Origin of the sequence: Ruegeria profundi (assembly GCF_020171505.1) — a bacterium.
GTDB classification, from domain to species: Bacteria; Pseudomonadota; Alphaproteobacteria; order Rhodobacterales; family Rhodobacteraceae; genus Ruegeria; species Ruegeria profundi.
The window spans coordinates 354,180-372,385 of record NZ_JAIUZS010000003.1; the positions used below are offsets into that span (position 1 = coordinate 354,180).

Consider the following 18,206-nt stretch of genomic DNA (forward strand, 5'->3'; position numbering starts at 1 on the left):
GGGACGGACGCCACACGTATCGGTCTTCATCTTTGAGTTCCATTGTCTGCCACATCCATTAGGTTGCGGATTGCGCCTGCGGAATTGGCCGGTCGAAGTTTTCAGCAAATGCCGGTGACGCAAATAGTAAGGCGACGCAAAATAATAAGCTGCGCATGTCAGGTCTCCTGTGTGAGTGTTCGGTAGATTTCCGGCAGCGCCCGCGACAGGCGCTCGGGGTTTGGCAAAAGCGTGAAATCACCGCACCCAAAGATTCGCGCAAACCAATCCTGCCCGTCTTCGTCAATATCACGTCATGCAAGCCTTGGCCGACGGTCCGGGCTTCGCGCACAGCCCTATGGCTGTCTCCGATACCGTGCTGGCCCTCGTAGTGATCAAGATCGTTGGGTTTGCCGTCCGTCAGCACGATCAGCAGTTTGCGGGCGCTTGGCTCCTTGGCAAGCTGTGTACTGATATGTCGGATGGCTGCGCCAAGACGGGTATAGTGGCCGGGTTTTATCGCGCCGATCGCGTTGGTCACATTGGCACCCATCTTTTCTTCAAACCCCTTGCAGCGCGTCAGAAACACGCGATTGCGCCGCAGGGACGAAAACCCCCAAATCGCTGAGCGGTCCACCTGTTGCGCGGCTTGCCAGATACGATCAGCCCCGCGTCCGGTGGCCAATAAATCCGCGCGCGCGATCAGCAGGGCATCAAGATCAAGCTCTTGCCCATCAATCTGACGCGGTTGAAGCACCCGCCGCGGGCGAAGCGCCTCAAACCGCCGACGCACAGCGTGAACATACCGGTCATTCGGGGCATACTGTGGCGGTTCAGACTGTATCGGCCCCTCAAGAACCCGGCAGTGATCCTGCATGTAGCTACGAGATCGGTGGTTCCAATCCGGGTATGTATATTCGCCCTCCAACGCTTCGTGATCTGCATCGGCGGGCGACAGATCAAGATGCAGCCTCAGGCGTGTCGCGGTCTTTCGATCCTGCTTCGACAGCGTAATCCGATCCTCATCGTCGGCGGCTTTTTGGGCGTTCTCATCATCGTCATCGTCGATATTGCGATTGATGTTCATCGACTCGACCCATGAAAGAATGGATTCGAAACGACCTATGATGAAACTGTCCTTTCGGCTGTGCTGGTCCTGATCTTTCCGCTCGCCGAGCTTGCGGCGGCTGAGTGACGCCGATGGAGCCGGCGCGGATTGCTCTGTTTCTGCCTCAGGCGCAGCGCTTCCGCCTTGTCCCGGAGCTTCAAACCGCAACCAGATTGGCACTGGTGCAAATGGCATGAAACTGCGGGTTGTGCTTGCAGTTTTACCAAAGCTAAGCACATCACCGCCCAGCTGCATGCGAATTGCCTGTTCAATCGACGCTTCTTGTGCTGGCCGATGCAAATCCGGTCGCGTCTTGGCGCAATAGGCCGCCATCTCTGCGTAGTCTGCGCGCAGACCCGGGCAACTTTTGAAAACGGCATCCGCCGCATGGGCATTTGCGTAGATCTGAGCATAGTCGTGGGTTGGTCCAGCACCTGCAAGGTCCAAGGTCGCAAACTCGGTTTTCGCGGCAAGGGCAGTCAGCCAGAAATACGCCGCGCGGTTCAGCCTGGGGTCGAGAAACGTATTTATAACCGGAGGAAAGTATAGCTTTTCGCTATCGTATCGAGCCACATATTCACGGTCGCGTTCTGCCCCCAATTTGCGTTTGAGTGGCTGCCGATGTCGCACCAGCGTCGCGGCAGCCTCTCCGATTTCAACCCCGCCAGAGCCACCAAGTGCACGGAAAAGAACCGCCAGGCTGGGGCGCACAGATGCCAATTCCACACGCGCCGAGGGAAAGCGCGTCTCAGCGCCAATCCCACTTGCCATATCGTGCCAGAGGTTGCCGATCGTTCCCTCTGGCTGCATGAGATCAACGAGACGCATCCGACCTATCCGTAGACAGCCAGAACAAGATCACGCAACGCCTGCTGCACATCTGGCTCGTCGCTCAGCTGAGGTTGGGCTGCGATGCCGCTTGGTTGCGACTCGATCCAACCTTTCAGGAAATCAAAGGCATCTTCGGGACTGTCCTGAACGCCCCACGGGGTCATGACGTTTCCGAGTTCGGGCGCTAAATACGCGCCCACTCCGTGGAGGCTGTGGCAATTGATGCAGGAGCGTATTTCCCAAATGTGTTCGCCGTGAACGACCACATCACTCAACTCCATCCCCGAGGTTGACGTGCTGACGACATACCGGTGGGACTGAACGGTCAGGGCCACGAAAACCACGGCAAAAAAAATCGAGCCTCCGCAGAAAATGTTGCGCGCGCATGATTTCGTTAAGATTTCCGCCATTAGCTTACCTTTGCGGGCAAGGAATGGGGAATAGTTAGCCGGTGGCAATCGGACCAAGTTTGCGCAAGCGCAATGTTCTGATGATTTCCTTGCCTAGATGTTCGAAAAATAGGAGAGGTCTACGCAAAAAACCGAGCCTGGAAAATTCCAATCTGCCCTTGGAAAGTATAATGCCGTGCCGTCCACAAACGGTTGCCGTGTTCATGCGGCATTGGACGCTGTGTGTGCTGTTTGATAAGTCCCTTTCACACGAACGCTGAAGCGCATTGCGAATACGACGTGAATGATGACGCGTTCCTGCCCGAGTTATGGGAAGCAACGAAACACTATTCTATTCTGGCCTCACTGATTGCGGCCAAAGCACGCGGATCAAGCACCTTGATCCGTTTTCGGCGGCTTTCAACCATCCCCTTCTTTTCCCACGCACTAAGCAGGCGGCTGACGGTATGCAGGGTGGTTGCGGTCATTTCCGAAAGATCCTGCCGCGTGATCGGAAAATCGATCTCGATCCCGTCAGGAACTTCACGGCCGGTATGATGGATAAGGCGCAGCAGCGCACTGGCGACGCGTTGTTCAACCTGCAAGGTTGAGATTTCGACAACCCGATTGTTTATCTCACCCAGACGGGTTCCAACGGTCTTGTAGGTTTCGGTCGAAAAGCCTTCATATTCTGCTGCGAACGTTTCCCAAAGCCGCATGGGCCAACTCAACGCGATGCTTTCGGTTGCCGTTATCGCCGTCGCGGGATAGGTCTGCCGCCCAATCGCCTTGGCAAAACCCATCAATTGTCCCGCTGGAATGTGTAGTGCAGTGACCTGTTCACCTGTCGGCGTAACCCTGACGACGCGAACATATCCATCAAGCAACAAATAAAACCGGTCGGCCGGCGCATCTTCTTCAAAGATTGCGGTACCGGGTTCGTATCGGCGTGAGCTTGCCTGATCAAGGATCGTGCGCAGCTGTCGGCGCTCCAGTTTTGAAAAGGGCGGCAGATGCGTCAGCAGGCTTTCGTCAAGCTGCGGCAAGGTCTTGCGCGTCGGTAGGTCGTTCATGAACCGCCTATGCCACAACATCCGGGCTAGTGGCCACTAAATCTCGCCGATCCAACCCGGGCATGACGCCGCAAGACATTTGTTCCAGAACAGTACCCACTTGCGAAAATGCCAATGGATCAGCCCGAGAAGCCACAGCCAAAAAGTTAGCACAATGTTTATGACAGCCTTGGCAAGTATCTGGTTTGTTGCATTTCTGCCAAGCCTGCCATTTTGTCACCGCTTGTCTCAACGTTGAAGGCGACCAACGCCGCCTCGACAAAGCTCTGTATGCCGGCTGCCCCAAAAGAGGCTGCAGGCATTGCCAAACCACCAGGTCAAAGCGGGTATACGCCTGATAGAAAACTCGTCGCGCCGCCCTTTGCACGCGTTCATGAGCAGGTCGCGGCCAGCGGACCCAAGACTATCGTAATCACCGTCGAAACGGCAAAAAGGTGGCAGTTTTGATTGAAGATCGCGGTGCGGAAATGTGGGCTACGTCTATGATCGGCTCGGTCCCCGGCCTCCTGACCATCTGTCACGAATGCGACGGGATTGACCAGACCCTGTACGATTTGGGCATAAACTGATGCGACGACGCAGATGACCCATAGCTCATAAACTGCGGACAGCCGACCTCATCTACTCGGCGCGCACGTCAGGCGTTTGAGACAGCGCAACCTGATTTTCAAGGCTTATCGCAACTTCACGATTGACAATTCGCGGTAGATACAGTCAATTTTCGCGCGTTCTGGTCCGGGTGGGATTCCATCCGGATAATAGGGAACGGGGTGCGGCCATTGCGCCAATTCCTCGACTGCCCCCGCAACTGTAAGCGGTGAGCTTTGCCGGCACATGCCACTGTCCTAAAAGGGATGGGAAGGCCCGGTTTGGCGTCGATCCGAGAGTCAGGAGACCTGCCAGAGCGATCACCCTGTCCGGACGCGGGGCGCGTCTTTGGCAACGGTCTATCCGTAGCGGTGACATTTCGCCGTCTGCGGAGGTTGTTTTCCTCCAACGACAACAACCAATCAAGACACCGAACAAGGTGTCTTATGCCCTTTCTCCAGAAAGGGGTCCGAGGGACAAACAATGAAGAAAACCGCCTTACTGAAAGCGTCAGCCGCGACAGTTTTTGCAGTTGCGACGTCTGCCCACGCGCAAGAAACGATTGATATCGGAACAATCGTGATTTCCGGGGGCTTCACACCCATTGAAGAACAGAAATACGGCCGTGCAGCCAGTGTGATTACCTCGCAGGAGATCGAGCAGCGTGGTATCACGACAGTGCAAGACGCCCTGCGGGCTGTTCCGGGTGTGTCCGTCAGCGGATCAGGTGATGCCTTGACGCAAGTTCGAATCCGGGGCGCCGAAGCCAACCATACGCTGATCCTGATCAACGGCGTTCCGGCAGCCGGCGGTGACGGAGAATACATCCTGTCCGGCATTCAGACGGCCAATATTGAACGCATCGAGGTTTTGCGCGGCCCGCAATCCGTTTTCTATGGTTCGAACGCTTCGGCTGGTGTGGTCAACATCATCACCAAGAGAGGCGGGCTGGGTCACGAATATGGTGGCACGGTTGAATTTGGTGACGGGTACAACGCGTCCGCCCGGTATTCCTATCGTAACGATAAAGGCGGCATCGCTGTCGGTATCGCGCGGCTGGACGATGACGGATATGACTACTCCGGCAGCAATGGGGAAAAAGACAGTGTTGACCGCACCACGATTGACCTGACCGGAGATTATTTTGTTGCCGAAGGTCTGAAACTTGGGTTTGTGTTTCGCGATTCAGATGAAAACTATGACTTCGACAGCACAGACTTCCTGGCCACCACCCCCGAGGGTTACGTCGTAGACGATCCTACCCAACGGTCTGAGCGGAAGGAGCGGCTTGGTCAAGTCTACGCCGAATACGAGGCACGAGGAGGTCAAATGGTTCACCGTTTCAGCTATGATCGGACGGATAACGAACAATCCACCAATGGTGGCACACCGACCGAAACGGATCGGGACTCGGCCCGTTATCTTCTCAGCCTCGGCCTTGATGGGCGCGCGACGGTTGACAGCAACCACTTGCTGAACGGAATTGTGGAATGGGAAGAGGACAGTAGTTCCTCTGATCCCGAGTTTGAGCGCGAAACAACATCATACGCGCTGGAATATCGGGGATCGCTGCAGAATGGGCTGAATGTTCAGGCCGGCATCCGGTACGACGACAACAAAACGTTCCAGAATGATTTCACCTGGACATTGGCGGCGTCTTACACTCTGCCTCAAGGCGTGCGTTTGCATGGATCGGCCGGGACAGGCATCGTCAATCCATCTTACTTCGAATTGTTTGCCGACTCTTTTGGATTTGTCGGCAACCCAAACCTGAAACCCGAGAAAAACAAGTCTTTCGATCTGGGTGCCGAAGTGCCGTTTTGGGCCGGGCGCGGATTGGTTGATGTGACCCTGTTTCACGACGATCTAACTGATGAAATCACGGCGGTCTTCGATCCGGTTTTGGGCAGTTCGACCTTCATCAACCAAGCCGGGGACAGTACCCGCCGCGGGGTCGAGGTTTCGGGCACGCTTGAGGCGACAGACACGCTCGATCTGCGTCTAAGCTACACCTATATCGACGCGGAAAACCCGGATGGATCGGTGGAAGTTCGCCGCCCCCGGCACGAATTATTGCTGACCGCAACGCAAGAGTTCCTGCAAGGGCGTGGGTCTGTAACCGGCGATATTCGTTATGTGGCGGACAATTACGACACGCAATTCTTCGGTAGCTTTGAAACGAAAAAACTGCCCGACTACGTAACCGTTGATGTTGCGGCGCAGTATTCACTGACCGATAACGTTAAACTGACTGGTCGTATCGTTAACCTGTTCGACAGGGAATACTCCGACGTCTGGGGTTTCGCCAAACGCGGGCGCACCGGTTATATCGGCCTGAGCGCGGCGTTCTAATCATGTGGCTGCGGTTGATTGCTGTTTGTGTTCTGGTCAGCCTGACCAAAATGACCTGGGCGCAACCGCAGCGCGTGGTCTCGATAAATGTGTGCACCGATCAGTTGGCCATGATGCTGGCCGCCCCTGGCCAACTGATCTCGGTGTCTTATTTCGCGCGCGACAGCCGCGTGTCGGCCATGACCAAAGAAGCCATGCGCTACGGGGTCAATCACGGTCTCGCCGAAGAAATCTACCTGCAACGGCCAGATCTCGTGATCGCAAATCGCTTTTCTGCACAGGCGACGGTGGACATGCTCAGAAGGCTGAGTGTTCCTGTCGTCGTGTTCGAGTCCGCCCGCTCGCTGGAGGATATCCGCACCAACATCCGGAAAATGGGAAAGGTCCTGGGTCGTCAAGAGGCTGCGGACAAGCTTTTGCAGGACTATGAGGCAGGGCTTGCAGCACTCACCGCAAATGGGGCGCATGGACCTCGTGCCGCGATATACTCAACGCACGGTTGGACATCTGGTGATCAAACACTGTCGGGCCAAATTCTGACCGCCGCAGGGCTGCAAAATATCGCGGCAGAGATGGGCATGACCGCCGGGGGCGTATTGCCTTTGGAACAATTGGCGCTGTCCAACCCGGACATCGTGATCACCGCGCAACCCTATCCGGGACACAGCCGGGCCGAAGAATACTTGCAGCATCCCGTGGTCAAACATCTACGGGCGCGCTCGGGTCAGGTACTGGTGTCAGATCGCGACTGGGTTTGCGGTACTCCTTACGTCGTTCGCGCGATTGATAACCTCAGGCGTGCACGCGAAGACTGGCAACGGGGCATTGAATGACGCGCCTTATGATCGTTCTGCTGTCCTGCGGAGTTGGGCTGTTTCTGTTATCTCTGACCATCGGTCCGGCGGGTATCCCCGCCGGGGACAGTCTGGCTGCCTTGTTCTCCGCAGATTACGGGCCGCTGACGCTGGTGATGCGCGAAATTCGTCTGCCGCGCGCCATTTTGGCGATTTTTATTGGCGCAGGGCTGGGCCTTGCAGGGGCCGCGATGCAGGGCTATCTGCGCAACCCGCTGGCCGAACCCGGGTTACTGGGTGTTTCCGGGTCTGCGGCCTTGGGGGCTGTGCTGGCGATTTACACCGGTCTGGCCGCAAGCAGTGTACTGGCCCTTCCCTTCGCCGCTCTTGCCGGAGCTGTGATTGGAGTCACACTGATCATGATGCTTGCGGGGCCGCGCGGTGGGTCTTTGACGCTGATCCTTGCCGGGATCGCGATCTCTGCCCTAGCCGGCGCGCTGACCTCGCTGGCGCTGAATCTCTCGCCCAATCCCTTTGCGGCCAATGAAATCGTTTTCTGGATGATGGGATCTTTGTCAGATCGGTCGATGGTGCATGTCTGGCTGGCGCTGCCCTTTTTCCTCGTCGGTGCAATTATGATTGCTGTAACGGCCCGAGGGTTGGATGCGCTGACGCTGGGCGAAGAAGCAGCCGAAACGCTTGGCATCAACCTGTCCCGTCTGCGTATCTTGTTGGTGCTGGGAACGGCAAGTATCGTAGGGGGAGGAACGGCCGTTGCCGGAGCGATAGGATTTGTCGGCCTTGTGGTCCCACACATCTTACGGCCAATGGTCGGCGCCAGCCCGTCCAGATTGCTTTTGGCTTCAGCGCTTGGTGGCGCCGTCATGCTGCAACTGGCTGATATCGCGGTGCGGATTATCCTGCCCGACCGTGATCTTAAACTGGGTGTTGTTACCGCCCTTGTAGGTGCGCCACTCTTCCTGCACCTGATCTACAAGACGCGGAGAGACATGCTATGACCGCCTTGGAATTGCGCGATCTGGGCGTCACCCTGCGAAACCGAGAGGTGTTTCGCAGGGTCAGCCTTACGATTTCTGCTGGTGAGATGGTGGGGCTAATCGGCCCCAACGGTGCAGGCAAGACCAGCCTGATGCGGGCGGCGCTGGGGTTGATACCACATTCCGGTCAAAGCTCGCTTGCGAACCTGACCGCCCGTGACCGGGCCCGGACAGTCGCATGGATGCCGCAAGCGCGCGAAATCGCATGGCCGGTCGCCGTTGAGCGGCTTGTTGCGCTTGGACGCCTGCCGCATCTATCACCAACAGGTGCGATACCTGAAAGGGATCAGGCTCTTATTGACCAGGTCATCGACAGAATGGATCTGGGGGCGCTACGCCTGCGTGCTGCATCCCGCCTTTCGGGCGGTGAGCAGGCCCGTGCGCTGATCGCGCGGGCCGTGGTACAAGACACGCCCATCCTGATGGCAGATGAGCCCACCGCAGGTCTGGATCCTGCACATCAGATTTCGACCATGAAAGTGTTCCGTGATCTCGCCGATGAAGGCAGGGCTGTGCTTGTGTCCTTGCATGACCTTGGGCTTGCCGCGCGTCATTGCACGCGGCTGATCCTGTTGGCAGAGGGCGGTGTGATCGCTGACGGCCCTCCGGCGCAAGTCCTCTCAGCAAATCTGATGGCGCGCAGCTTTGGCATTTCCGTCTGGCACGAGAACACCGTCTCTGGTCCCGTGTTTCAACCGCTTGAGGTCGTCGGGTGAACGGTCTGACATTGAACGCCCCGTGGCTGAGATTTGACCTTGGGCAGCAAATGGCAGTGCTGAGCTGGTCAGTCAACCGGCCCGGTTTTGTTCTGGCCTCACAGATTCTGTGGCGTGAGGTGCGCAACGCCGATCTGCCCCAGGGAATGGATGTGCGCATGTGGTTGGCAAACGAGTTGAAGCACCGCAACAAAGAGGATGCAGTAGCCCTGTTGACGTCACGGGCGATCAAACATTTCGAGTCGCGGACTGCCGAGGTTGGATCTGTGGTGGCGCAGGCCGTGGCCACGGTGGGCCTGTCCAATGGTGAAAGGGTCGGCCAGCGTGTCGACTACTCAAACCGTGATTGGGGCACCATCAACGTGGCCGTGCGCGTCGATACCGGGCTAAGCCAAACCGGTCTGATCGAAGCCATGAGCATCGCCGTGCAAGCCCGGACCGCTGCCGTGATGGACGCCCATTTTAACCTGCCCACGGGGGTCGCAACTGGCACGGGTACGGATTGCGTTGCCGTCGCGGCACCGATCGGAACAGTGGACTTTGCCGGGCTTCATACAGATATTGGTGAAGCTGTCGGGCGCGCCGTCTACGATGCAGTTGCTGCCGGGATGACCGCTTGGATTTCGGAACGAAAGGAACCCACGCATGCTAGATCTGGCCTTGGTCACGCAACAGGCTCTGACTCAGGAAGATAGCGGCTGGAATATGGGGTCTTTCGGTGCCATTGCCGAGTTCCATCATGTCGACGGCGATCCCTCCCCCGAGGATATGAAAGAGCATGTGCAATTCACGTCACGTGGCGGTATCCGTTTGGATAGCTTGGAAAATGTCGTTCCCGTTGCCTATGAAACCCTAAGCCCGAAACCGCATCGCTGGACCCAGGCTGTCTCATTGTGTTTGCCACAGGAAATGGCGGCCATGCACCAGCGGGAGGTGCTGACGGAACTGGGGCCGGACGCGGACGCGATCCGCGTCGAGGATCGCCAAGGCATCCTGTTCGACATGGGTCTGAACCAGTTCCAGGTGGATTTCTGTATCCGCACTTTGGATGGCGACCTTTTGAAGATCCTGCGGGAAAACGCAGGAAGGTCGCTGTTCGAGGTTGGCAACCCTGCGATGCCTGCGATCCTCGCCGCCCACCCGCATCGCGTCGCGCTGACACGGATTGGGCGCGTAGAAGTCTATCAAATGATCGGAGGTCCGGATACGGGCGGCAAGTCGCCCGAGGGACCGCACACCCATGTCCTGCCCAAACTGCTGCGGGCAGGACGCACGCATTCTGCCAATACACCGATTCCAGCCGGGCTGACGCCATGCGGAGCGTTGCACCCCGAGAATCCTGTGATCGGACGATTGGGCGAGGATAAACCTTTCAACCGGGCCGCCTTTGACGCGTTTCAAAAGCTGCTGAACGCCTGGGCACCCGAAGACTATATCACCGCCAAGCAAGACGCGTGGCGCCTGTTGGAGCAGGGTGTGCCCGCCGCTGAAGCGTCCGAGCCAACCACACGCGTTGGCCGAGCGGGCTGGCGCAACGGGATTCGCCAGTGGCGTCTGTTGCACGGCAACAGCCCTCTGCTGGATGACTGGGCATCAGCCTTTGATCGCGAAGCCGCGCTGACAGAACCGGAAAACCCCGGCCATTAGAAAACGGCAGTTAAGCGCGATAATCCAACGAAACCGCGTTTGGTCGAAAGTGCCGGGTCATTGGAGGGACGCGTATAAGTCAGGCTAAACCTAAGCTTTTCCCAAATATGTCCAGGTAGGACCGGCAGTTTCACCTGATCCGTCTGGCAACGGTATGCGCATGAGTTTTTGTGCCAGCGATTTCATGATGTACATCGTCGGCACCAAGTCACGCAAAGCGCTCTTGTCCGTGTTGAAAGCAGTCTCCAAGCCGTCAAGCAAACCGGTCCAGGCGGTATTGAACTCCGCAGACATTGCTGCAACTTCCGGTGCGCGCGCATAGTTGCTTTCGCACGGATCATCCTGCATCGGAGAGACTGCGCTCCAATCGACAATCAGATCACCGCCTGTCGGAGGTTCATCTACCGCGTCATCGGGATGGTAATATCGACTGTGGAGAATTTCGTTGAACTTAAAATAATGCGCGACGTCTTCTCGGCCTTCGGGTCCCGGAATGATGTCTTTGTCCCCTGCCCTGTGGCCCAAATCAGCACCTTCACCTTCTTCCATGATTTCCGTGATCGCGCGCATCGCAGAAATGCGGCGTTGTTTCGGGGTGCCGACCACCTCGATCACCTCACCCCCTGCCCCAAAATAATCATCATTTGAGATTTGCCGCTTTTCATCACCGATGAAGATCGCGTCATTGCCGAACGTGTCACAGGCATTTTCAATCTCTTGCTTGATGTAGGTGTAGAACCCTCCGATCGTGTGATAATCGCCTTTTTTGGCTGGGCCTGTATCTTTTGGAGCCGTCTCGATCAGGCGAAAGCTTTTGACCTGCTGAGGGGTAAACCGGCGCAGGTGTACCTTTGGCCCGCGACCGTCCAACAGTTTCGTTGGATAGGTCGGCAACTGGTCTGGGTCGTTTAGCTTTGGATGGCCTCCAATGCTGTTCAGGACATTTGCCACCAGCACCATGTGCAACATTTCTTCGACCATGACCTGGCGGATCACCTCGATGGGTTCGGCATTCACTATGGTAGGCTCAGACCGATCGTATTGCCCCTGCTCCAAAATGGAGTAACAGGCCGTTGCATAGGGTGGTATTGTGGAAAGTTCGAGCATCAGCGCTTTTTGAAGCAGACCACACAGTTTTTCCCGCGTTTTCTCAAGCGTGTCGTTTGAAGTCATTTCGCACCCCCTTCCCGAACGGCCGCAGTAATGGCCCTGGCGGCCCTGTAGACCATGGCTGACAGAGTCAGTGTCGGGTTTGACGTGGCGATCGTGGGCATTGAACCAGCGCCGACCAGCCAGAGATTATCGTGATCCCACGACCGCATTTGATCATTGGTCACCGAATTGGACTTGTGGGTGCCGATCCGGTGCGTGCCGACCAGATGGCCGGCCCCGAAAAAGGTGTAGCCTTTACCTTCGTAAGTGAAATATCCCGCATCCGAAGGAGAATAAGCCGTGTGGTTCTTGATGCCCAACCTCTGGAATATCCGCGCGCAGGCCTTATAGGCCGCAGCCAGCCCGGCGCGTGAGTAATCGTCCAGATCATAGCTGATCACCGGGCGGTATTCGCCCATGGGCGTGCGATAAGCCGGGTCGATTGTGATGCGGTTTGTAGACCGGGGCAGTTGTTCGACCAGTGTTCCAAGGCGTACCTGTCTTTGGACGTCGTGATACAGCTTGTCACGCAGGGCGCTGCCATACAGGTTTTCCTGTTCGACCAGTCGCGCAACGTCTGAATTTGGCGACCCGGCAGCAAAGTTCCAGCCCCAGTTGCCGATCTCCAGCCGAAATGCTGCCGTTTTGTCGCGAAAACCCCCATCGCGGAAATTCGCATAGCTGGAGGTCGACCCCGGCCCGCGAAACGGCCCTACAGGTTCGGGGGCTGCGCCCCATGTCATCATATAGGGGTGGTCCATAAGATTGCGCCCCAACTCGTCACTGCTTTTACAGATGCCAGACGCCAGAGCGAGCGTAACGTTTTCGACAGCACCGCCCGCAAGGACATAGTGCTTGCCCGTCGCGCGGCGTAATTCGTACTGCGGAACACCGGGGAACGGATATTTCTTGTATGTGATACCGGAGACCCGTCCGTTTTCATCCAGTTCAACCTTTGATGCGATCGCCTGCGTGATGGTCTCCATCAGGCTCTTGCCGATGTGCTTTGCATCTTCCAGGGTCTTCATCGCGTTGTATTTGGCCTGAATTGGGCAGATTGGAATGCAGCTGGAATTCCCCTCGCACCGCTGACCCATATAGGCGAACGGACCGGTCGCGCCGCGCGGTTGAAACTGCTTTCGTACTTCATCACCAACCGGAATGCCCTTGCCATTCTTCGGGCTGCGCGGTGTTGAGTTGCGACCCTGCGGCGTACGTGAAACCTTTAGGTGGACGGTATCGCTTGCATCCTCGCCAACCTCAATCGCCATGCCATCGGCACGGGCAAAGAACTCGTCCACATAAGATGACGGGATCGAATGCATCGGATAATCATAATCCTTTGCAAAATAGTCCTTGCTGTCGTTCGGACCCGAAGTCTTGATCCCAAGTGCCTTGGGGGTCTGTTCAACGGCATCGGCGGAGACTCCGATCTCCCACTCGGCGCGCTCGTAGTCTTTCTTCAGGTCGTCGTATTTAAACGGCCAGTCGACCCCCAGCCCAAACCGGCTTTGCATTTCAAAATCGGCGGGCATCATCCGAAGACTGGTGCCCAGCCAATGCAACGACGTGCCGCCATACGCCATCAGGTAATTGCTGCCGAACGGCAAAGGGCCACGTTGCACGAAATACCCGTTGGTGTCGGGCTCTGTCCCGCGAACTGCGGTGATGTCCAGCACCGAAGGCGACGGCAGGGTAGGCAGGTTCGGATAGGGTGAATTCGGCGTTTTTGCCAAAGACAGATAATACTGATCCAGATAAGATCTGTAGGTTTCCCATGTCTTGCCATGATCCTCGCCGGCTTCGAGGATCAGAACAGAGTGCCCCTCGGACACAAGCTCTTTCGCCAGGATACCACCGGCAAACCCTGCGCCTACAATCACGACATCATAGCATCTTTCGTCGTCAGGAATTGCGTTCATCGGCCTGCCCTCTCTGTTTGGGGGGCTCAAGGCTCCACGCTCCAAATCCCTGTTGCTTGGCCCCTTGCGGATGTGCGCCGATGGCGTCCCAGACCAAACCTTCCTTGTACGCCCTGGTCGAGATGATCTTGACCACGTCAAAGCGCGAGGCGCCGTAGTTTTCACGCCATTCCTGTGGTAGAGGCACCCATTGCCCGGTATACCAAAGCTGGATCAGTGACCGGGCAACCGGACCAAGACATCTGTCAGGCAAGTAAGACTCGCGGATGATCTTGTCGTCGTCTTTCTTGCCCAGCCTCGGTGCAAGGGACAGAAACTTTTTCAGAATGTCCTCGGGCAAAACCTGCTGCACATGATGCCAGTATTCTGCCGCGCAGCCAGTTGCCTGCAACTCGGCAGCGTTGTACCCGGTCAATGCAGCGCTGACCGTCAGAAAGGCATCGTGGGCGATGGTATCGTCATGCGTGGTCATGGCGGTCCCCGTCTATTGCGTCGACGTAAAAGCCTCGGGGTTCAAAACACGCCGGTGGGCTTTCAAATACCTGCACTGCAACCGGCGTCTTGTCTGTAAACAACCTGTGCATGTCACGGGTCATTGGAAAATCATTTCTGCCCAGCTTCAGCTTGAACGATTTCGCGATTTTCTTGCCTTCCTTGGTCGTCAGCATTGCAGTTTCAAACAGGCCTGCGATGGTCCACCTTGTCCAAACCGTACGGCCAAGCCCGGTCGCAAATTCCGGGATCGGAGTGCAATTCGTCAGGGTCCATTGATCGCCTGACAGTTTGCCCAGATCGGCATCCAGATCATAGACAATGGTCTGGGGATCATCGGGGTTAACCAGCTGTATCCACCAAGCCTTCGGTGAAATCGGGGGATCGCCTTTCATCTTGGCGTTCAGCGAGGGCACTTTGTAGTTAAACTGCCCTAGAAATTTCGGCTCGCCAAAAGCCTGCCGCCCTGCCTTGACCGCCATCGCATTATCGGCAGCCACATGAACGCGCAGATGACCAATTGTCTTGGTCTGGTCGCGACCGTGCAGATATTCGGTCAAGGTCATTTTTGGGACACCCGGCACCCGGTTCGAGGGGTAGACCAGAAGATTGAATTCCACTTCGTTCACGAAACCCAATGAGTTGTCGTAATGCGCCGTATAGCGTTGGAAGTTCAGCAGAATGACAGCCTTGTTATCACCTTTCTCGTCGGGAAATTCAGCCACACACAGACCAGTGTCTTTGACAAACGGTTTCGCGGCTTCGAGCGAGGTGTACCAATACATCCATTGGCATTGCAGCGAGGCATAGTAGAAGGGGAAGGTATCAAACTGCTTTGGCAGTTTTGGCATGACACCGGTAACATCCGTTTGATGGCACCGATCATCCTTGGTTTTCCTTGTCATATTGGCTGTGTCCTTCTGACTGGCTGCGACAGATTTTCGATCTCAGTTTTTGCCCGATGATGCCTCCGGAACTGCTGTCTTAAGTTTCTTTAAAATGGCATCCACCTCGATCAGGGCGGGTTTGTGCGCCTTGGCTGCTTTCATCGTTTTTTCAACGGTCCTGGCCACTTCGCTCAGGCAATCTGATGAAGACTTGAGGTTCGACAGTTCCTGAACCACGCGCAGCAACGGACCATAATGCCCAAGCTCAAGCGCCAGCATCGCGGCCTTTTTAAAATGCTCAATGGCTTTGGTTTCATCGCCATGTCCAAGCGCCAGCCTGCCCCGCAAGCGGGTCAAACCAACGATCCAGAACTTTTCTCCGCTGTCTTTTGCAAAGCTATCGGCCTGATCCAGAAGGTCTTCGGCCAGATCAAGCCGTCCGTGCAGAATGGCGGCATCCGCGTAGAGGTACAGAAAAAAGCTCAAACCCAGCCGACAACCGGTATCCCGCCATTCCCGCAGGCCCAATTCGATGTCTTCCAGCGATTTCTCACCATCAGTGTTGCGGCGCGCCCATCCGTTCATCACCCGCGCCCAACCGCGCCAGAATTGAAACGAATACTCCTCAGACAGTGCAATCAACGTGGCCGAACTGTCCTGCACCGATGTCTCATCGCCGCGGAACTGTGAAATCCATCCTAGGAAGGCATGCGCAAAAGACTGGCTGAATGGGTGCGCGGTTTCCTCGGCGTGGACCAACGACGCTTTGATCGCCGCCAATGCGGTGGCTTCGTCACCAGACAACCAGCTCGACAAAGCCCGATAGCCTTGAAGCGCGACCGCCAGATCAACCACGTCGTAGTCAAGCCCCACGAAACGGTGCTCGATTGAAAGGTTCACGCCAATCCCCGCGTCCAGATGCGTCAACGCCTCCAGCGGATGGCCCAGATATGTATTCAGCGATCCATGCGATCGTTCAGCCGACGCCAATACCAACGGGCTCTTCAGGTCTTCACAGAGCGATACCAATCTGTCCGCATTCTGTTTGGAAATCGCGTATTCACCACCCAGCATTGTGGACCGAAATTGACCATAAACCACCTTAAACAGCCGTTCAGTTTCACCGTATTCGCGGCACAACGCCTGCGCCCGAGAATATGCTGCCAAAACCGATTTGTGCGCGTACCCGCGCACAAACGCCAGTGGAACGGCGATCATGATCTGAAGATCGATCTCTCGGCGGTCCCGCTCTTGCGAGGCGGGAAGTTCCTGCAGGCAGTCCAAAGCATGCTTCAAATGCGTGATCGCTTCGACATTGGCGGAATGATCCAAAGCCTGCCGCGCCGCCATCATAAGCTTGCCTTCGGCAGCAGCGTAGTTTCCCGCGCGCCAATAGTGATGGCCCAGGATTTCAGGCTCACGAGTGACAGTTTCTTTGTAGTGCTCCTCAAGTATTTCGGCGATCCGGCCATGCCATCTTGAGGCTGTCGATCGCAACATGGACTGATAGGCCGCATCCTGTACCAACGCGTGTCGGAACCTGTACGCGTCCTCTGCGCCGGGTTGCCCTGCTGGAACTATAAGTTCAGTTTCCAATAGCTGCTCAAGGGCGTTCGAGATGTCAGCGTCGCTCCAATCCAAAACCTCGGACAGCAGTTTCCGTTCAAAATTCCGCCCAATTGCAGCAGCAACCTGAACGATCTCACGACTGGCAGACAACCGATCCAACCGTGCCATCAGAGAATCCTGCAAGGATTCAGGGATCGCCATGGAAAGCTCGGCCTGACTTTGCCCCCGGCTGACCAGCAGGCCCGACTCCATCGCCATCTTGGTCAGTTCTTCGACAAATAATGGGACGCCGTCGGTGCGTTCCGCCAGTTGGCTCAATACCTCCTTGGAGGGACGTACACCCGAGATACTCTCGACCAGCTTGTAAATGTCGCGGCGCACCAGTCGGTTCAGCTCCAAACTGGTGACATGAGACTGATTGCGCCAAGGCGATTGAAACTCCGTGCGGGCTGTCATCAGGGTCAGGCAACGCCGATTGGCCAACTGCTCAACCCAACCATTTACGAATTCCAGCGTAGAGGCATCAAACCAATGCACGTCGTCAAGCAACAGCAGCAGTGGCCGGCGTTGCTCTAAACCTGCACACAATTGCAGCAGCGCTTCAATCAACGCGCCTTTCTCACGTTCGGGGGCCATCCGTTCGGCCGACGAGGTGCTGTTACCCAGTCCCATCAAACGCAGAATTGGGGCTGCGCAGCGATCAGCAGACAGACCCAAATCGGTCAGAAAACCAACAATCTGATTTCGACTGTCCTCTGGCGCGGCGTTCGGAGACATCCCTATCAGTTTGGTCAGTGCATTCTTGATTGGAAAAAATGCGCTGCTCTGATGCAGCGGAGAGCCGAACAAAGTGAGTTGGGTCGCATCTTCGTCTGGCAGCTCATCTTTCAATCCAAAGGCAATCTTAGACTTTCCAACACCGGCATCACCGGTCAGAAGCAACACCTGCCCTTCCCCGTCCAAAGCCCCTTCCCATCTCGACCGGACCAGCGCGATTTCTGCGGCTCTTCCAATCGTCGGCGTCGTGTCATGCGAAAAGTCCTTTCGGGCCGATTCAAAGCCTGAAACCTTTCTCCGAACGCGGTAGAGCTGCATTGGCGCACTGACACCCGCCAGTTGTGGGCTGCCGATGGAGGTGAAATCCAACCGCTCACCAATCAACCGGCGCGTCACCTCGGACACCACCACCTCACCAACGTCGGCAGCGGCCTGAATACGCGCAGCAACGTTTGGCGTATCCCCAAATAACCACACCCTTTCGTCCGTTGAGGAATTTGCCGCAGTACCGACAACCACCGGGCCCGTATGTATTCCGATACGCACGTTTGTTGACACAGGCTGCCGCGAAAAGCCCATATCCATGTCCTGCGCCGCGCTTGCAATTTCCAATGCGCAGAGCGCTGCCGAATAGTGGCTCAGCTCTTGTGCGGTCGGGTAACCAAAAATAGCAACCACACCATCACCGGCATAATTTGCGATCTCTCCGCCAAATTTTGCGACGTTGTGCCCTACCAGATCGCGGTATTTCGTTATGAGTTCACGGTAGTCTTCGGGGTCGAGTTTCTCGGACAGCGCCGTGGACCCAACCAGATCACAAAAAACCACTGTCAACTGGCGACGCTCAGCAACATTTTCAGCGGATTGTTTTG

13 protein-coding genes, 1 pseudogene and 1 riboswitch are annotated in these 18,206 nt (G+C 56.4%); of the genes and pseudogenes, 6 read left to right on the forward strand and 8 right to left on the reverse strand.

The genetic code is table 11. The annotated features are described in order from the left end of the window. Positions 1–158: 158 nt before the first annotated feature. The 3 genes and pseudogenes from LCM21_RS07825 to LCM21_RS07835 form a co-directional block, all read right to left on the reverse strand. Positions 159–1,915: pseudogene (locus LCM21_RS07825) on the reverse strand (nitric oxide reductase activation protein NorD). A 5-nt stretch (positions 1,916–1,920) separates the two neighbouring features. Further along, positions 1,921–2,328 carry a cytochrome c gene (locus tag LCM21_RS07830; RefSeq protein ID WP_224890103.1) on the reverse strand — a complete coding sequence of 136 codons (408 nt, stop codon included), beginning with the start codon at positions 2,326–2,328 and terminating at the stop codon, positions 1,921–1,923. A 326-nt stretch (positions 2,329–2,654) separates the two neighbouring features. Further along, positions 2,655–3,380: a Crp/Fnr family transcriptional regulator gene (locus tag LCM21_RS07835; RefSeq protein ID WP_224890104.1), complete on the reverse strand. Its 726-nt coding sequence runs from the start codon at positions 3,378–3,380 to the stop codon at positions 2,655–2,657. A 714-nt stretch (positions 3,381–4,094) separates the two neighbouring features. Next, a riboswitch (cobalamin riboswitch) is annotated at positions 4,095–4,298 on the forward strand. 153 nt (positions 4,299–4,451) lie between these two features. Here LCM21_RS07835 and LCM21_RS07840 point away from each other — a divergent pair. From LCM21_RS07840 to LCM21_RS07865, 6 genes are read left to right on the forward strand one after another with little or no spacing between them, the layout of a single operon-like run. Next, a complete protein-coding gene (locus tag LCM21_RS07840; RefSeq protein ID WP_224890105.1) occupies positions 4,452–6,320 on the forward strand; it encodes a TonB-dependent receptor plug domain-containing protein in 1,869 nt (622 codons plus the stop codon). A 2-nt stretch (positions 6,321–6,322) separates the two neighbouring features. Then, a complete protein-coding gene (locus LCM21_RS07845; protein ID WP_224890106.1) occupies positions 6,323–7,153 on the forward strand; it encodes an ABC transporter substrate-binding protein in 831 nt (276 codons plus the stop codon). Further along, the gene (locus tag LCM21_RS07850) at positions 7,150–8,133 is read left to right on the forward strand and encodes a FecCD family ABC transporter permease (protein WP_224890107.1); all 984 of its coding nucleotides are present in this window, start codon (positions 7,150–7,152) and stop codon (positions 8,131–8,133) included. Before LCM21_RS07845 ends, LCM21_RS07850 begins: the two co-directional genes overlap by 4 nt. Then, positions 8,130–8,888 carry an ABC transporter ATP-binding protein gene (locus LCM21_RS07855; RefSeq protein WP_224890108.1) on the forward strand — a complete coding sequence of 253 codons (759 nt, stop codon included), beginning with the start codon at positions 8,130–8,132 and terminating at the stop codon, positions 8,886–8,888. The genes LCM21_RS07850 and LCM21_RS07855 overlap by 4 nt, the downstream gene beginning before the upstream one ends. Beyond that, positions 8,885–9,583, forward strand: a complete 699-nt coding sequence (locus LCM21_RS07860; RefSeq protein ID WP_224890109.1) for an adenosylcobinamide amidohydrolase — start codon at positions 8,885–8,887, stop codon at positions 9,581–9,583. The genes LCM21_RS07855 and LCM21_RS07860 overlap by 4 nt, the downstream gene beginning before the upstream one ends. Further along, entirely contained in the window at positions 9,534–10,535 is a 1,002-nt protein-coding gene (locus LCM21_RS07865; protein ID WP_224890110.1) for a DUF6925 family protein, read from the forward strand. The genes LCM21_RS07860 and LCM21_RS07865 overlap by 50 nt, the downstream gene beginning before the upstream one ends. A 90-nt stretch (positions 10,536–10,625) precedes the next feature. Here LCM21_RS07865 and LCM21_RS07870 read toward each other — a convergent pair whose 3' ends face one another. Genes LCM21_RS07870 through LCM21_RS07890 form a run of 5 tightly spaced genes read right to left on the reverse strand, consistent with a single transcriptional unit; the run spans position 10,626 to position 18,168 of the window. Beyond that, positions 10,626–11,708, reverse strand: coding sequence for a ferritin-like domain-containing protein (locus LCM21_RS07870; RefSeq protein ID WP_224890111.1), 1,083 nt, complete (start codon positions 11,706–11,708; stop codon positions 10,626–10,628). Beyond that, positions 11,705–13,609, reverse strand: coding sequence for a GMC family oxidoreductase (locus LCM21_RS07875; protein ID WP_224890112.1), 1,905 nt, complete (start codon positions 13,607–13,609; stop codon positions 11,705–11,707). The genes LCM21_RS07870 and LCM21_RS07875 overlap by 4 nt, the downstream gene beginning before the upstream one ends. Continuing rightward, entirely contained in the window at positions 13,593–14,081 is a 489-nt protein-coding gene (locus LCM21_RS07880) for a hypothetical protein (RefSeq protein WP_224890113.1), read from the reverse strand. Before LCM21_RS07880 ends, LCM21_RS07875 begins: the two co-directional genes overlap by 17 nt. Then, positions 14,068–15,006: a hypothetical protein gene (locus LCM21_RS07885; RefSeq protein ID WP_224890114.1), complete on the reverse strand. Its 939-nt coding sequence runs from the start codon at positions 15,004–15,006 to the stop codon at positions 14,068–14,070. Before LCM21_RS07885 ends, LCM21_RS07880 begins: the two co-directional genes overlap by 14 nt. A gap of 42 nt (positions 15,007–15,048) precedes the next feature. Beyond that, the gene (locus LCM21_RS07890) at positions 15,049–18,168 is read right to left on the reverse strand and encodes an adenylate/guanylate cyclase domain-containing protein (RefSeq protein WP_263618937.1); all 3,120 of its coding nucleotides are present in this window, start codon (positions 18,166–18,168) and stop codon (positions 15,049–15,051) included. Positions 18,169–18,206 lie beyond the last annotated feature (38 nt).

What these genes read in the sequence shown, in the direction of transcription:
- LCM21_RS07845 (WP_224890106.1), top strand. Translation starts at nt 6,323, where the DNA reads ATGTGGCTGCGGTTGATTGCTGTTTGTGTTCTGGTCAGCCTGACCAAA.
- LCM21_RS07850 (WP_224890107.1), top strand. Translation starts at nt 7,150, where the DNA reads ATGACGCGCCTTATGATCGTTCTGCTGTCCTGCGGAGTTGGGCTGTTT.
- LCM21_RS07865 (WP_224890110.1), top strand. Translation starts at nt 9,534, where the DNA reads ATGCTAGATCTGGCCTTGGTCACGCAACAGGCTCTGACTCAGGAAGAT.
- LCM21_RS07870 (WP_224890111.1), bottom strand. Translation starts at nt 11,708, where the DNA reads ATGACTTCAAACGACACGCTTGAGAAAACGCGGGAAAAACTGTGTGGT.
- LCM21_RS07840 (WP_224890105.1), top strand. Translation starts at nt 4,452, where the DNA reads ATGAAGAAAACCGCCTTACTGAAAGCGTCAGCCGCGACAGTTTTTGCA.
- LCM21_RS07885 (WP_224890114.1), bottom strand. Translation starts at nt 15,006, where the DNA reads ATGACAAGGAAAACCAAGGATGATCGGTGCCATCAAACGGATGTTACC.
- LCM21_RS07830 (WP_224890103.1), bottom strand. Translation starts at nt 2,328, where the DNA reads ATGGCGGAAATCTTAACGAAATCATGCGCGCGCAACATTTTCTGCGGA.
- LCM21_RS07880 (WP_224890113.1), bottom strand. Translation starts at nt 14,081, where the DNA reads ATGACCACGCATGACGATACCATCGCCCACGATGCCTTTCTGACGGTC.
- LCM21_RS07875 (WP_224890112.1), bottom strand. Translation starts at nt 13,609, where the DNA reads ATGAACGCAATTCCTGACGACGAAAGATGCTATGATGTCGTGATTGTA.
- LCM21_RS07835 (WP_224890104.1), bottom strand. Translation starts at nt 3,380, where the DNA reads ATGAACGACCTACCGACGCGCAAGACCTTGCCGCAGCTTGACGAAAGC.
- LCM21_RS07855 (WP_224890108.1), top strand. Translation starts at nt 8,130, where the DNA reads ATGACCGCCTTGGAATTGCGCGATCTGGGCGTCACCCTGCGAAACCGA.